At 50.1% G+C, this 15,060-nt stretch carries 12 protein-coding genes and 1 pseudogene; 6 read left to right on the top strand and 7 right to left on the bottom strand.

Annotation, left to right across the window (positions count from 1 at the left end; genetic code table 11):
* Positions 1–6: 6 nt before the first annotated feature.
* On the top strand, positions 7–903 hold the full coding sequence (gene xerD, locus ABV298_RS19425; RefSeq protein WP_353717835.1) for a site-specific tyrosine recombinase XerD: 897 nt from the start codon (positions 7–9) through the stop codon (positions 901–903).
* 4 nt (positions 904–907) lie between these two features.
* On the opposite strand, the gene ABV298_RS19420 is transcribed toward xerD, so the two are convergent.
* Together ABV298_RS19420 and ABV298_RS19415 are read right to left on the bottom strand one after the other, a co-directional pair.
* Positions 908–1,114 (bottom strand): hypothetical protein, encoded by a 207-nt coding sequence (locus ABV298_RS19420; protein ID WP_353717834.1) that lies wholly within the window; start codon positions 1,112–1,114, stop codon positions 908–910.
* Position 1,115: 1 nt separating this feature from the next.
* The gene (locus ABV298_RS19415; RefSeq protein ID WP_353717833.1) at positions 1,116–1,622 is read right to left on the bottom strand and encodes a histidine phosphatase family protein; all 507 of its coding nucleotides are present in this window, start codon (positions 1,620–1,622) and stop codon (positions 1,116–1,118) included.
* A 198-nt stretch (positions 1,623–1,820) separates the two neighbouring features.
* Between ABV298_RS19415 and sppA the strand changes: the two are divergent.
* A pseudogene (sppA, locus tag ABV298_RS19410) lies at positions 1,821–3,588 on the top strand (signal peptide peptidase SppA).
* A gap of 52 nt (positions 3,589–3,640) precedes the next feature.
* On the opposite strand, the gene ABV298_RS19405 reads toward sppA, so the two are convergent.
* The 4 genes from ABV298_RS19405 to metH all read right to left on the bottom strand — a co-directional run bounded on the left by ABV298_RS19405 (position 3,641) and on the right by metH (position 10,626).
* The gene (locus ABV298_RS19405) at positions 3,641–4,564 is read right to left on the bottom strand and encodes a YihY/virulence factor BrkB family protein (protein WP_353717832.1); all 924 of its coding nucleotides are present in this window, start codon (positions 4,562–4,564) and stop codon (positions 3,641–3,643) included.
* 155 nt (positions 4,565–4,719) lie between these two features.
* Positions 4,720–5,958 (bottom strand): NupC/NupG family nucleoside CNT transporter, encoded by a 1,239-nt coding sequence (locus tag ABV298_RS19400; RefSeq protein WP_353717831.1) that lies wholly within the window; start codon positions 5,956–5,958, stop codon positions 4,720–4,722.
* Between the two features lie 95 nt (positions 5,959–6,053).
* Positions 6,054–6,602, bottom strand: a complete 549-nt coding sequence (locus ABV298_RS19395) for a nuclear transport factor 2 family protein (RefSeq protein WP_353717830.1) — start codon at positions 6,600–6,602, stop codon at positions 6,054–6,056.
* Between the two features lie 199 nt (positions 6,603–6,801).
* Positions 6,802–10,626 (bottom strand): methionine synthase, encoded by a 3,825-nt coding sequence (gene metH / locus ABV298_RS19390; protein ID WP_353717829.1) that lies wholly within the window; start codon positions 10,624–10,626, stop codon positions 6,802–6,804.
* 189 nt (positions 10,627–10,815) lie between these two features.
* Between metH and ABV298_RS19385 the strand changes: the two genes are divergently transcribed.
* The 4 genes from ABV298_RS19385 to ABV298_RS19370 all read left to right on the top strand — a co-directional run bounded on the left by ABV298_RS19385 (position 10,816) and on the right by ABV298_RS19370 (position 14,742).
* Complete coding sequence (locus ABV298_RS19385; RefSeq protein ID WP_291034644.1) at positions 10,816–11,292, top strand: Lrp/AsnC family transcriptional regulator; 477 nt, start codon at positions 10,816–10,818, stop codon at positions 11,290–11,292.
* Between the two features lie 291 nt (positions 11,293–11,583).
* Positions 11,584–12,198, top strand: a complete 615-nt coding sequence (locus ABV298_RS19380; RefSeq protein ID WP_353717828.1) for an RNA polymerase sigma factor — start codon at positions 11,584–11,586, stop codon at positions 12,196–12,198.
* Positions 12,199–12,271: 73 nt separating this feature from the next.
* Entirely contained in the window at positions 12,272–13,672 is a 1,401-nt protein-coding gene (locus tag ABV298_RS19375) for a hypothetical protein (protein WP_353717827.1), read from the top strand.
* Positions 13,673–13,764: 92 nt separating this feature from the next.
* A complete protein-coding gene (locus ABV298_RS19370; protein WP_353717826.1) occupies positions 13,765–14,742 on the top strand; it encodes a phosphatase in 978 nt (325 codons plus the stop codon).
* Here the strand turns inward: ABV298_RS19370 and ABV298_RS19365 are convergent.
* Entirely contained in the window at positions 14,690–15,058 is a 369-nt protein-coding gene (locus ABV298_RS19365; RefSeq protein ID WP_353717825.1) for an SxtJ family membrane protein, read from the bottom strand. The two genes, ABV298_RS19370 and ABV298_RS19365, sit on opposite strands and share 53 nt — an antisense overlap.
* Between the last annotated feature and the right edge of the window lie 2 nt (positions 15,059–15,060).

Genomic DNA, 15,060 nt, shown 5'->3' with positions numbered 1-15,060 from the left:
TAGAATATGTGGCAAAGCTACATCAAACATTTCAAAAATTATCTCCGCCTCGAACGCTCGCTTTCCGGCAATTCGGTAGAAGCGTATGTGCAGGATGTTGAAAAGCTGGAAGAATTTTTTGAGTTAAGCAAAATGGAAGTCTCGCCGGCAAATGTCCGCGAGGATCAACTTTCGGCGTTTTTGAAATACATTGCCGAGCTGGGCCTGGCGGCGCATTCGCAGGCACGGATGCTATCGGGTATCAAGGCTTTTTTCAGATACCTTTTACTCGAAAACGTAATTACCGAAGACCCGACGGAACTGCTGGAATCCCCCCGGCTGCCTCGCAAGCTGCCCGACGTGCTGTCTTACGAAGAAATCGAAACAATGCTCGGCGCCATCGACCATTCTACCCCCGAAGGCACACGGAACAGGGCTATTATGGAGGTCCTGTACAGTTCCGGCTTACGTGTGTCGGAACTGACCGATTTACAGCTCACCAACTGTCATTTTGATATCGGCTTTTTGCGGGTTATCGGGAAAGGCGATAAAATGCGGCTCGTACCGATCGGGAAAGAGGCGATAAAATATACCCAAATCTATCTCGACCACGTCCGTAGCGAAATCACCCCGCAAAAAGGAAGCGAAGACATCGTGTTTCTCAACCGCCGTGGCGGGCAACTGTCGCGCGTCATGATTTTCCTGATGATTAAAGACACGGCCGAAAAGGCAGGCATTCAGAAAAACGTCAGCCCGCATACGTTCCGGCATTCGTTTGCAACGCATTTGATCGAAGGCGGCGCCAGCCTGCGCGCTGTTCAGGAAATGCTCGGGCATGAATCGATCACCACCACGGAGATTTATACCCACCTCGACAGAGACTACCTCCGGCAGGTCATTACCGAATTCCACCCCAGGAGCTAGGCGGCTATTTCTCCACTTCTTTCAGCAACGAATCCAGTTTTAGCGAATCGGCATCCGGCGTTGCCCCCGGCAATGCGCGTTTTAATTGCTTCGGCTTGTTCCACGGGGCCGTAGTGCGGCTCGACATGTCGTAAGAGATGTACGCAAAAAGCGCCACAAATGCTATAAAAACAACGATAAATACCTTCCGGTTACGGTTTGGCTGCTCCATTTCACTCTTCTTCTCTCACCTGCTTAGGCGTCTTGTACAGTATCAGATCACCGGCTTTTGCTGATATTTCTTCCCATTTCCGATTTTTAAACCCGATAAACGCCGCGCTTCCCTTTTTCATCGACCCAATGCTGGCTCCCGAAAGATATTCGGCAAAATAAGTGATATCGGGATTATGACCGAAAAGAATTACCGTCGAATATTCCTCCGGGACTGTCGTAACGGCCTGCAAATATGCCTTCGGGCCTCCGTCATAAAGGTCCGCCCGCGTCCGGATCGCGTCTACGGACAGTTTATATTGCTCTGCAATGATTTCCGCCGTTTTGAACGCCCGCGATGCGGGGCTCGATACGAATAGATCCGGCTTTATCTGCTCCTGAACCAGCCATTTGCCCATCGCCAGCGCTTCCGACAAACCTTTGCTATTGAGATTTCTCTCGAAATCCTTGATCCTGAAACTCTGGTCTTCGGCAGTCGCATGCCGGACTAAAATGAGGGTCTTTTTCATCTGCTGATTTTTTCTCCAAAAGTAAATAATCTGCTTTTCTAAAACTGCTCGTCCGGACCGAAAAATTGGAACGGCTATTCAACCACTTATTAGGCACAAACGACCTTTTGACACTATTTCATCCTGCAACCGCGACAATTAATACGTAATTTTGTTCCCTGGTTACCTTATAGTGATTAAATCCGTTAGCAATAGATTATGTTACAGTTCCTCAAATATGTCCTGGCGACGTTCGTAGGCCTCATTCTCTTCGTGTTCCTGTCCCTCTTCCTGTTCACAGCGATCGGCTCCCTTATCTCTTCGGACGAAAAGGTGACGCTGGATGCCAAATCGGTGCTCCGGCTCGATCTCAACCAGCCGATCCGGGAAGTAGGTGTAGACAATCCCTTGTCGGAATTCGGAATACCGTTCAGCGGAGAAGAAAGTGTGGTTGGCTTGAAAGATATCCTCGACGCATTGAAAAGTGCCCAGCAAGACGATAATATAAAGGGTATTTACCTAAAAACAGAAGGTCCCGAGGCGGGCTGGGCCACTCTGGAAGAAATCAGGAACCAATTGCTGGAATTTAAAAAATCCCGAAAATTCATTGTTACCTATGGTGAAAGCTATTCCGAAAAAGGCTATTACATTGCTTCCGTTGCAGATAAAATTTACCTCAATCCTGCGGGAAGCATTGAATGGAACGGGCTTTCGGCCGAATACAGTTTCTTCAAAGGCACGTTCGACAAACTGGAAATAAAGCCGCTGGTGTTCCGGGTCGGCGAGTTTAAAAGTGCAATCGAAATGTTTTCCCGCCAGGATATGAGCGAGGCCAGCAAAAAACAATCCATCGAACTGATCAGCGCCATCAATAACAACTTCCTGAAAAACATTTCGGTATCCCGCAATATTCCTGTCGGCGAGCTGAAAAACCTGGCCGATTCCCTGGCTGTCGAAAATCCGAAATCCGCTTTGAAATACAAGTTTGTGACCAATCTCGGCTACCAGGATGAACTCGAAACGGCATTGAAAAAAGAACTGAAAGTCGACGAACAAAATACCATCTCCTACGTGGGCGTGAACAGGTACCTGCAAAGCGCGGGCCCTGTCGAAAAAGGCGATTTCAACAAACGAGTAGGTGTGCTGGTAGCAGAGGGTGAGATTACCGGCGGCGATGGGGGCGACGAGAACATCGGTTCCGACAAGTTTGTGAGGGAACTGAAAGAAATCCGTGAAAACGACAAGGTCAAGGCGGTCGTGATCCGCATCAATTCTCCCGGCGGAAGCGCGCTGGCGTCCGACGTGATGTGGCGCGAAATCCAACTAACTGCCAAAAAGAAACCGGTGATCGCATCGATGTCCGACGTGGCAGCCTCCGGCGGTTACTATATGGCAATGGGCTGCGATACGATAGTAGCTCAACCCAACACCATTACAGGTTCCATTGGTATTTTCGGGCTGATTTTCAATGTGACCGATTTCATGAACAACAAACTGGGTATCACTTTCGACGGTGTTGGTACCAGTCCGCATGCCGACTGGCCCACGGCAACCCGCGAAATGACCGATTTCGAAAAGGCGATGATCCAGAAAAGTGTAAACGAAGGATACGAAACATTTACCCGCAAAGCGGCCGAAGGTCGTAAGATGCCGGTGGAAAAGTTGAAAACTCTCGCGCAGGGGCGCGTATGGTCGGGGGTGGAAGCCAAGCAAAATGGGCTCGTGGATGTTCTCGGCGGCGTAGACGATGCAATCAGGATTGCCGCCAAAGCCGCAAAGCTGAAAGATGGCGAATATCGTGTGCGGTACTATCCCGAAAAGAAGCGGCCACTTGACGAAATGATCGACAAGTTCCTGGGCGATAATGAAGAAAAAGCCACCAACAAAGCCCTCGGCGAGCTCGCTCCGTACGTGAAAATGTATAAGAAACTAATGAATATGGGGGGGAATGCAAACAAGGATGCCGTTCGAACTCGTGATCCGTTAGCCTCCTGCCCAATGACGCTATTGAAGGCCTGTATTGTGTATGCGGGCCTTTTTTATTCCGCTACCTGCGCGCCGGTTTTCCGGTCCAGTTCCTGCCGCACGATAAGCACCGCATGTTTATTCGGAGCGATAGCGACGCCATCGAGCCGCGCATAAACCTTGGTAAATTCCGCCCCGAAATAGAGTATGATAGACGAATAGTAAATCCAGGTAAGCAGGATCACAATTGAAGCCGAGGTGCCATAAGCTGCCCCGAGATCCGACTGCCCGAGGTAAAAACTGATGATAAATTTCCCGATCAGGAACAAAACAGCCGTAAATCCTGCGCCCACAAGGCATTCTTTCCAGCGTAAATCGCCATCCGGCAGCACTTTGAATATCACCGTAAACAATGCCGTGATGATCGACAGCACCAATGCGAGGTTCACGACATAAAACACCACTACCGATGCTTCCGAAAACAGGGCCTCCAATCGGGAACTCAGCAGATCCACCAATGCGCTTGCACCCAGCGAAACCACCAGCAGAAAACCCAGGGTAAGGATTAGCGAGAAAGAAATCAGCCGGTTTTTCAGGTATTGCAACCAGCCTTTTTTGGGTTTCGATTTGATGGACCAGATAAAATTGATCGAGTCCTGCATTTCCGCAAAAACCCCGGTAGCACCAATCAGCAAGGTGCCGATACCAATAGCAGCCGCCATCCCCGACTTATTGGAAAGCTCCGCATTTTTAAGGATTTCCTGTAATTGCGAGGCCGCGGAAGCGCCAACGAGTCCGCTGATCTGCCCGAACAATTCACCCTGTATCGCATCTCTGCCGAAAAAGATACTGAAAACCGAAATGATCACAAGCAGCATCGGCGCCAGCGAAAATATGGTGTAATACGAGAGTGCGGCGCTCAGTTTCATGCCGTTATCGTTCAGGAATTCGTCGAAACTGTCTTTGAGCAAAGACCAGAAGAGTTTAATACCTTTCATAGCATAATGTGTTGATTTCGGTTTTCGGGATATTGACAGAGCAAAAACTTCTATGCCAAATGAACAGGCACATTTTCAAAAGGAAACCTTCAAAAACACAAAAAGAGCAACCGACGCGCCCTTTTCATGTTGCTTGGATGTTTTTTGTTCCTGATTTATAAGAGTAATCCGGCAAGCGTCGCCGACATGTAAGAAGCCAGTGTACCGGAAATCAATGCTTTGAAACCAAGCCGTGCCAGATCCGCCCGGCGCGAAGGAGCGAGTTCCCCGATACCACCCACCTGGATGGCGATAGAACTAAAATTGGCGAAACCGCACAATGCGAAACTCGTGATAACGATCGTCTTGTGATCTAGCGTGTCTTTCAGCTTCACCATGTCGAGATACGCTACAAATTCGTTGATGACCATTTTGGTACCCATCAGCGAGCCTGCCGCTTCGATATCCTTGCCGGGCACCCCCATGGCCCACGCAAAAACGGAGAATATCTTGCCCAGAATAAAGTTGAAGCTCAGTTGCGGAAACGCAAAAATACCGCCGATATAACCCAGCAGGTAATCCAGCAAAGCTACCAGGGCAATAAAGCCGATCAGCATTGCGATCACATTGAATCCGACTTTCAATCCTTCACCCGCGCCTGCGGCAATAGCGTCCAGCAGATTGGCATGGGTCTTCTGAATTTCAAGTTTCACCATTCCCTTGGTGTCGGATTTATCGGTTTCGGGAAATACGATTTTGGAAATTACCAATGCGCCGGGCGCAGCCATCAGGCTCGCGGCAATCAGGTAAGGAGCCGGTACGCCCAGCGAAATATAAACCGCCATAACCCCGCCCGCGATACATGCAAAGCTGCCGGTCATGGATGCCATCAGCTCCGAATTCGTCATATTTTTGAGATAGGGCTTGATCATGATCTGCGCCTCAACCTGCCCCACGAACGTGCTCGCCACATTGGACAGCGCTTCCGCACCGCTTACGCCCATAAGCCAGTACACGCCGCGCGCGATGATCGACACCACGCGTTGCATAATGCCCAGGTGATAGAGCATATTAACCAGTACCGCCACGAAAATGATCGTCGGTATTACTTTGAAGAAGAAGACAAAATCATTGCCCGGCCCGAACGCCCGCTGCATGAGGTCGGGCCTTACCAATGTGCCGAAAACGAAATCGGCACCTTTGTCGGAGAATGAAAGCAGTTTCTGGACCTTTTCGCCAAGCCATTGAAAGATCCGCTGGCCAATGTCCGTTCGGAGGATAAACACTGCGAGTCCGAATTGAAGCCCCAGACCCACGGCCACGGTACGGTAGTTGATAGCCTTTCTGTTGTTCGACATCGCGAATGCAATGCCCAGGATCAATACGATACCTAGCAACCCTGTAAATCTCTCCATGCGTAGTTTGTCGTCACTTTTTAACCAAAGGTGCAAAATAACAACAAATTAGTCGCATGGTGGCAACTAACTCGAAATATCAGGAAGAGAGGCAATTATTTAACAGTTTTGTCTGATTTGACAACTGTCGTGATTGGGTCGGCATGGCGGTGGATAATTTTCCAGACATTGTTTTCTTTCCGGAACAGGACGGTAACATGCAGGTCCGCATTCCGGCCATCGGCGAACCGGTAATGTTCTTTCTGGATCAGGTAACCCTGCGCCACTCCTTCCTGGCTGGCGATTTTTTCGTAAGTGTAAACTACATCCTGAGCAGGAACTTTACTCACATTGTTGAGGCTGGCCTCGACAGCTTTCCATCCCTTCGAGTCCGTATTTTCAGCACCGCCAAAGATCGTCACATCATCCTGCCGCGACCATAATGTTTTGAAAAATTCGGGGTTCCCCTTTGCCATTTCCAGGTTTGCCTTTTGAAGATCGGCAACAGCCGCGTCCAGGGAGGATTTTACGGCACCTTTACGGTGCGCCGGGCTATCGTAACCGGCGGTAATGACTGGCTGGGTTGTCTCTCTGGTTTTTGTCCTGTATTTAAAGGACGAAGCCAGCAAGATGAGAAGGATAAAAACAGAGATATTTCTTTTCATGGCTAATAAACTATTAAGTTCTCACTTAAGTGTTGCAAATATCCGCTGCTGCAAGTTCAAAAAATAGCGTATAAATACCTGATTAAGATGCGGCATACCACCTAATTACGCCTTTTTGTTAAAAAAAGTATGTTTCAGGCACAAAAAAAGAGAATAGAAACCATCTATCCTCTTTTTGCATTTTTTAAATAAGTCGATCTCAATATCCGAGCACGGGCGAAAGCCATTTCTCGATTTCTTCCACCGACATGTTTTTACGCCGTGCATAATCCTCGACCTGATCTTTATAGATCTTCCCAACCGGGAAGTAGCGGCTTTCGGGATGCGAGAAATACCAGCCGGAAACGCTGCTTGCCGGATACATCGCAAAGCTTTCCGTCAATGTAATGCCAAGTTCTTCGGCATGGAGTAAGTCGAACAAATGGCGTTTCTCGGTGTGGTCCGGACAGGCCGGATACCCGGGTGCCGGGCGGATGCCCGTGTATTCTTCCTTAATCAGCTCTTCGTTTGTAAAGTTTTCGGCCTTTGCATACCCCCACAGCTCCTTGCGTACTTTTTCGTGCATCAATTCCGCCAATGCTTCCACCAGGCGGTCGGCGAGGGCTTTAATCATGATGCTGTTATAATCGTCGTGGTCCTTTTCGTACTTTTCAAGCAATGCTTCGATACCCACACCCGCGGTTACGGCGAAACCGCCGATATAGTCCGTATGGCCGGATTCCAGCGGCGCAACGAAGTCCGACAGGCAATAGTTCGGCAGATTGGCCGCTTTCTGGGTTTGCTGGCGCAAATGGTGCAATACCGCTGCGGTGTCGGCTGCCAGCTCTCCTGCATTCAGGTTTTCGACACCCTGCCGGCTGATTTTGTACTCGATGTGCTGATGCGAGCCATGACGTTCGCATGGCACCTCACGGGTTTCCTCCTCAAAATGATGCAGTATAATGTCGTCACCGATTGAGTTAGCCGGCCAGAAACCTACCACGGCGCGTGCTTTCAGGGATTTGTCACGAATGATTTCACCCAAAAGGACAGCCGCGTCCTCGTACAGCTTCATCGCCTCCTTCCCAACGACGGCATCTTCAAAAATCTTGGGATACTTACCGTGCAACTGCCAGGTCTGGAAGAACGGCGTCCAGTCGATATATTTCGAGATTTCGGCCAGATCGTAATCATCGTACACCCGCGTGCCCAGGAATTGGGGTTTCACTGCCTGGAAACCGGCCCAATCGATTTTGGCTCTGTTAACCCTCGCATTTTCGATGGAAATGTGCGCCTTTTCGCCGCCACGTTTTGAGTGATCGTCCCGTAGCTTCGCATATTCCGCCTTGATATCCGCCAACACCTCGGCCTGGCTCTGCTCGCTTTGGATCAGCTTCCCGGCTACCGGCACCGACCTCGACGCGTCGAGCACGTGGATCACCGGCCCGGAATAATTCGGGTCGATCTTTACGGCCGTATGAATACGCGAGGTGGTCGCTCCGCCGATGAGCAACGGCATTTTCAGCTTGCGGCGTTCCATTTCCTTGGCTACCCCCACCATCTCGTCGAGCGACGGCGTAATAAGCCCTGAAAGACCGATAATATCTACATTATGTTCCTCCGCGGCCGCCAGTATCTTATCCGTAGGCACCATTACACCGAGGTCGATGATTTCATAGTTGTTACACCCGAGTACCACGCCTACGATGTTCTTCCCGATATCATGGACATCGCCTTTCACGGTTGCTAGCAGAATTTTGCCGGCAGAAGCTCCTCCCTCCTGTTTCTCGGCTTCGATAAACGGCTGCAAGTATGCCACCGCCTTCTTCATCACGCGGGCCGATTTCACCACCTGCGGAAGGAACATTTTACCTTCGCCAAACAGGTCTCCGACGATGCTCATGCCGTCCATCAATGGCCCTTCGATCACTTCCAGCGGGCGGCTGTACAAGTGGCGGCATTCTTCGATGTCTTCATCCACATAATCGGCAATACCTTTTACCAATGCATGCGAAATGCGCTCTTTCACGGGAAGCTGCCTCCACGAAAGGTCGGGCCCGCTTTGCGTTTTACCTTTATCTTTTACAGTTTCCGCATAGCTGACCAAACGCTCGGTTGCGTCCGGACGGCGGTTCAGCAATACATCCTCGACGAGTTCCAGCACATCTTTCGGAATTTCATCGTAAATACCGATCTGACCGGCATTCACGATCCCCATATCCATCCCTGCCTTGATCGCATGGTAAAGGAATGCCGTGTGGATCGCCTCGCGCACCGGCTCATTGCCGCGGAAACTGAACGAGACGTTGGAAACACCGCCGGAAACTTTTGCATGCGGCAGGTTTTCCTTGATCCATTTCACACTATTGATAAAGTCGACGGCATAGTTGTTATGCTCCTCCATGCCTGTCGCGACGGTCAGGATGTTAGGGTCAAAAATGATGTCTTCGGCCGGAAAGCCTACTTCGTCGACCAGAATGCGGTACGCTCGCTCGCAAATCTCGATCCGGCGCTCGTAATTATCCGCCTGGCCTTTTTCGTCGAAAGCCATTACCACCGTAGCCGCGCCGTAGCGCAGGATCGTCCTGGCCGATTCCTTGAATTTCTCTTCACCCTCTTTGAGAGAAATCGAGTTCACGATGGATTTTCCCTGCACACATTTCAAACCCGATTCGATCACTTCCCATTTGGAGGAATCGATCATCAGGGGCACTTTGGAAATGTCCGGCTCGGATGCGATCAGGTTCACGAATGTCTTCATCGCTTCCACACCGTCGATCATGCCCTCGTCGAGGTTGATATCCAGCACTTGCGCGCCGCTTTCCACCTGCTCGCGGGCGATGGTCAGCGCTTCGTCGTATTTGCCTTCGCGGATCAGGCGGGCGAATTTCTTCGAGCCCGTTACGTTACAACGCTCGCCGATGTTCACGAAATTGGTCAGCGCATTGATTTTCACCGGTTCCAGGCCCGAAAGTTTCATCACCGTTTCGGACGGCGGCAATGGCCGCGGGCTATGCTTGCCGGCTATCTCAGCGATCACACGAATGTGGTCGGGCGTGGTTCCGCAGCAACCTCCGATGATATTGACCAGGTTATCCCTCAAAAACCCGTCAATGATCTCGCCCATTTGCTCCGGCGTCTGATCATACTCGCCCATTTCGTTCGGCAAACCCGCATTGGGGTGGGCCGAGGTATAAAACGGCGATTCTTTGGCCATGATTTGCACGTAGGGGCGCATCAAATCCGCTCCTAATGCACAATTCAAACCAACAGAAAGTAATGGTAAATGTGATACGGAAGTCAGGAATGCCTCGGTTGTTTGCCCTGAAAGCGTACGTCCCGAAGCATCGGTAATCGTTCCCGAAATCATGATCGGCAGCGCCTGGCCCGGTTCTATCCGCCAGGAGTCCAGATGCCCGACTTTTCCGTCCTTCGCATCGGCGAAAAATTTATCGATGGCAAAAAGCGCCGCTTTGGCATTCAGGGTATCAAAAATCGTTTCTACGAGCAGGACGTCGCAACCGCCGTCGGTAAGCCCTTTCACCTGCTCGTAATAGGCTTCCACGAGCTGATCGAAACTGATCGCACGAAAGCCCGGGTTGTTCACATCAGGCGAAAGCGATGCGGTACGGTTGGTTGGGCCGATGGAACCGGCCACAAAACGCGGCTTGTTCGGCTCTCGCTCCGTAAACTCATCGGCCACCTGGCGTGCAAGCCGCGCCGATTCGTAGTTGAGCTCGTACACGATCTCCTCCATGCCATAGTCTGCCATGGCGATGGTCGTGCCTGAAAATGTATTGGTTTCGGCAATATCCGCCCCTGCCGCGAAGTAGGCGGCGTGAATTTCCTTGATAATGTCCGGACGGGTCAGGGAAAGCAGGTCGTTGTTTCCCTTCACGTCGTGCGGCCAGTCTGCGAACCGTTCTCCCCGGTAGTCGTGATCCTGCAATTTATACCGCTGAATCATCGTACCCATAGCGCCATCCAGTACCAGAATACGGTGTTTGAGAATTTCGCGGATATCTGCTTTTTGAGTTGCTACCATAAGTGTTTTAAATGTCTGATTGTCATTTCCCCGGAAAAGCACATAGCTTTTGAATCGACAAATTTAAGCTGATAGATGTTTTATTCAATTAAATCAAAAAATTCAGATTAAAAATCTGAGAGCCGAACTTTTGCCAAATTATTTATCTATCTTCGAAGGTCTCACAGAGTGAATAAAGATATTCTATCTATGCATAATCTGGACGATATCGATGCCAAAATCCTGCATTTGCTGCAACAGGACGCCACTTTGAAAACACGCGAGTTGTCGGAAAAGTTGAACCTCTCCTACACGCCGGTGTACGAACGTGTGCGCAGGCTGGAAAAGGAAGGGATTATTAAGAAATATGTTGCACTGGTTGATCGCGAGAAGGTCGGCAAGAAGCTGATGGCGTTCTGCAACATTGCCCTCAAGGAGCATTCGAAGGTAATGGGCGAAAAATTTGTGAAAGCGGTTTCGGCTATGCCGGAGGTGATGGAATGCTTCAATATCTCGGGGGATTACGACTTTTTACTGAAAGTGGTGGTCGACGATATGTCGCAATACCAGCAGTTTTTAATGCAAAAGCTGGGCTCTTTGGAAAACATCGGCAGTACGCACAGCCTGTTTGTCATGGGTGAAATCAAAAATTCATCGGCCCTGGAAATGCTTCCCTCCAAAAAATAAATACGGCCCCGGAAGTTCCAGAACCGTATTCCAACTCACCCCTAACAAAATATCTTTTACGATCGGGTATGATCTGGTAATGTCTTTTTATAGCGGGCATCGAGCCGTTTTCTGCCTTTACGCCCCCTCCAAGGCCCATGTTGCATGCCGGATGCATTTTTTCACGATTTTTTTCGCGGCAAACCATATTTCCAACCTTCAAAAGTTTTCGTAATTTTTTGCAACAGATGGAAGGGCAGGGACGTATTCGAATGTGAGAAATTCTATCCCTGACAATTTGATACCCTGACTTTGCTTTTTAGAAGAAAAATATCTTTTAACGAACACGACTTTGAGTCGGTGGTAGCGGCATGTATTGCCGGGGATAACCAGGCTCAGAGGCATTTGTATAAACAGTTTTTCGGCTATTCAAAAAGCATTTGCCTGCGGTACACATCGTCGACGGAAGAAGCGGAGGAGGTTTTAAATGAAGGATTTTTAAAAGTATTTAACAATCTGGGAAAGTACGACCCCAGCCATCCCTTCAAGGCATGGTTGCGGACGATCATGGTGAATACGGCGATCAGCTATTACCGTAAACATAGGAAGCACAGCGAAGATGTGATCGCGCTCGAAGACGCCCCTTATCCCAAATTCGATGAAGATGTAATAGGTCAGATCACTGCTGAGGAAATACTGGAACTGATCCAACAGATCAAACCGGTTTATAAGAATGTATTTTTGTTATACGTGGTGGATGGCTACAATCATCGTGAGATAGCAGACCTGCTGCAAATCAACGAGGCGACGGTAAGATCGCATTATGTGCGCGCCCGGGCTCGTTTGCAGCATTTGATCAAACAATATTACCCACATCTCTTCCCAAGTGATTGGGCTGTCAAGTCATTCAGAGGCAATGAAAACTAGTAAATTTGAGAATACTATACGCCGAAAATTAGAGAGTATTGAACCGGACTTTCAAGAACAGGACTGGGCCCGTATGCAAAAATATATGCAGGCCCACACACCCCCGTCGTTCCTGCAACAGTACGGTTCGTGGATCGGGTACGCCGCCGCTGCGTCGGTGACGTCGGTGATGGCCTATATGTACATCAACCAGCTCTCGCAGAACAACCATCTGGTGCAGGACGTGAAAAATCTGCAGAGCCAGATCGAGCTGATCCGGAACCAGCCGGCGCAAGTCGCCAAAACCGACACCGTTTACCTGCTGCAAACGGCACCGGACGGCCAGAGCCTGCAAGCCTCGCTGCGGCCGCACGATTATCGCCGGACTACGCCAGCATCAACTGCGCAACAGGATTCGGGACAAGAAAGGCTCCCGGGTACGGAACCTGCCCGGGAAACGGCTTTTCGGGCAACTGAAAACAGCAACGAGGCAACGCATTCTGCCCATGAAAAAGCTTCGCAACACCCTCTTGAAGAGCCTCGTGAAACATTGGCCGCTGCGCAGGCTTCCCACGAGGCGCCTGCCTCGCAACCGGCGGAGAATGGGGAGGTAGTAAACTCGGAAACTAACCCGTTGCCGAGGTCGCCATACAATGGCGCGGGCAACAGGACATTCGGTAACGAATTCCGCGTCGCGGCTATTGATAACCTGCTGGAAATGCATACCGGCATTTCGCTGCAACGGAAAATGCATTACGAGCTGGCAGGCAAACTTTCGGCACGACAGGTACAAAAGGCATTAACAGCCAACCATATGCGTCCGACCAAAGCGCCGGTATCCGGCAAAAAGGCCGAGCAGCTTGCCCAGGCGGAAAGCGTAATCCCGAAATTACCGTTGAAAACGCCTTACCGCTTCGGTGCGGGTTATCAGATCGAAGGCAATGGCCAGGCGAAAACAGTCTTGGGGGAAGTAATTATTAAAAAGAAATTCTCGATCGCGGCCGGCATTACCTGGTTGAAAGTGAAACCGGCGGAATTTTTTACGGAGACGATTTTCAGGGAGAAAGCCCGCAAGGATTTCAAAGAGACACATCCGGGCCAGGTACCGCTCATATTCCAGCTGTATAACATCAAGATCGATCAGCGTGTGGTGCAAATGCCGCTTACCTTGGCATTCCGGAATACCGTGAAAGACGATTGGGCTTACTATGCAAGCATGGGAACGAATATCAGGCTGTCTTCCAAAGAAACCGTTTCGTACGATTGCCGCGGACCGAAGAACGAGTTCTTTAACCAGACATTCTCGAAGAAGAGCGACATTTCGCCGATTACGTCGATGAATTTCGCAGTAGGAATCGAGAAATCATGGCACCCGATCGTAGTACAGGCAGAAGGTTACTGGGTCAACTATTTCAAACCCGTTACGCCACTCAGGAACAGCGCGGGACCGGGACTGAAAGTGAAGCTACTGTATCAGATAGGCCGTCAAATGTAGCTTTTACACATGAAGTTTCGCGGGCAGGATATTGAAACTTGTCCGCGAAATTCTATTTTTGGCCTTTATTAACTCCCCCATTTGACGAGCTTTTGAAATTCGCAGCCATAGATATCGGTTCCAATGGTGCCCGTATGCAAATCTCTTCCGTTTTGCATGACGACGGCATTTCACGCTTCAAGAAGGTCGAATACGTCCGGTTTCCGCTCCGGCTCGGACATGATGTTTTTACGCAGGGGCGTATTACCCCGCAAAGCGAGGACCGCATGATGAAACTCATGCTGGCTTACCAGTTACTGATGGAACTGCATGAGGTCGACGACTTTATGGCCTGTTCCACCTCCGCCATGCGCGAGGCCGCCAACGGCCAGGAAGTCCGTGACCATATCGAACAACGCACGGGTATTCATATCCAGATCATCGACGGACAGAAAGAGGCCGAACTGGTCAATAACGTGGTGGTGCAATCACTGGGCGACGGACAGTACATCCACATCGACGTCGGCGGGGGCAGTACCGAACTGAACTTGTACCAGGACAGACAGAAAATCAAGGCCAAATCATTCAAATTGGGCTCTGTGCGGCTTTTGGAAGGGAAAGAATCTAAAAACGCCTGGTTGAAGATCAAAGAATGGATCAACCAGAATGTGGATTACAGCCGCCCGATCCAGGCTGTCGGGACGGGTGGGAACATCAATAAGCTGTTCGATCTGTCTTCCAAACTAACGGAAAGTTCGACCAGCCTGGAAGAAATCCAGCGAATGCGGGACTATATCGACCAATTTTCCCTGACCGACAGGATCAATAAACTACAACTCAACCCCGACCGCGCCGATGTGATTGTACCGGCCGGCGACATTTATATCTCGGCTATGCGCTGGGCGGGCGCAAACGTTATCCACGTACCCGATCTCGGCCTGAAAGACGGTATGCTGCAACTGCTCTACGAACGTGCATGCCGCAAAAAAAGGCCTGAAACCCAGGCCTTGTATTTGGTGAAATTCACACATCCGGCAACTACCAGACCTGTTCGAGGTCCTTCGCCGAGTATTTGTGGTTACGTTCCGTAAACACTGTGTCCGAATCCTCCTTTTTCAGGTGCAGCGGGTTTTTCTTGGTGAGCTTCGCGATTAATGCAACCGGAAAAAGAACGATAAAGAAAACCAACGAAAGAAGGATCTTTCCGTTTATCGCACCCAAAACTTCCGCGATCTTGTACCATAATTTCACGATCAGATCGCCGAAAACCGGAATCGCCAGACTGAGAACTCCGATTACCGCGGCGGCGATCAGGAAATAGGGATATTGGGATTTGAAAATAAAGTATAGAACAACAAGCCCGGTCACGATCACGAGCTGCGCTTTGACTTTTTCGGATTCACTCATTT

Source organism: Dyadobacter sp. 676, from assembly GCF_040448675.1.
GTDB lineage: Bacteria > Bacteroidota > Bacteroidia > Cytophagales > Spirosomataceae > Dyadobacter.
Note: the sequence above shows the minus strand (reverse complement) of the source record. Positions and strands in the feature narration are given on the sequence as shown.

Excerpts from the sequence above, each read along its gene's own strand:
- xerD (WP_353717835.1), top strand. The coding sequence starts at position 7 with ATGTGGCAAAGCTACATCAAACATTTCAAAAATTATCTCCGCCTCGAA.
- ABV298_RS19420 (WP_353717834.1), bottom strand. The coding sequence starts at position 1,114 with ATGGAGCAGCCAAACCGTAACCGGAAGGTATTTATCGTTGTTTTTATA.
- ABV298_RS19415 (WP_353717833.1), bottom strand. The coding sequence starts at position 1,622 with ATGAAAAAGACCCTCATTTTAGTCCGGCATGCGACTGCCGAAGACCAG.
- ABV298_RS19405 (WP_353717832.1), bottom strand. The coding sequence starts at position 4,564 with ATGAAAGGTATTAAACTCTTCTGGTCTTTGCTCAAAGACAGTTTCGAC.
- ABV298_RS19400 (WP_353717831.1), bottom strand. The coding sequence starts at position 5,958 with ATGGAGAGATTTACAGGGTTGCTAGGTATCGTATTGATCCTGGGCATT.
- ABV298_RS19395 (WP_353717830.1), bottom strand. The coding sequence starts at position 6,602 with ATGAAAAGAAATATCTCTGTTTTTATCCTTCTCATCTTGCTGGCTTCG.
- metH (WP_353717829.1), bottom strand. The coding sequence starts at position 10,626 with ATGGTAGCAACTCAAAAAGCAGATATCCGCGAAATTCTCAAACACCGT.
- ABV298_RS19385 (WP_291034644.1), top strand. The coding sequence starts at position 10,816 with ATGCATAATCTGGACGATATCGATGCCAAAATCCTGCATTTGCTGCAA.
- ABV298_RS19375 (WP_353717827.1), top strand. The coding sequence starts at position 12,272 with ATGCAAAAATATATGCAGGCCCACACACCCCCGTCGTTCCTGCAACAG.
- ABV298_RS19365 (WP_353717825.1), bottom strand. The coding sequence starts at position 15,058 with ATGAGTGAATCCGAAAAAGTCAAAGCGCAGCTCGTGATCGTGACCGGG.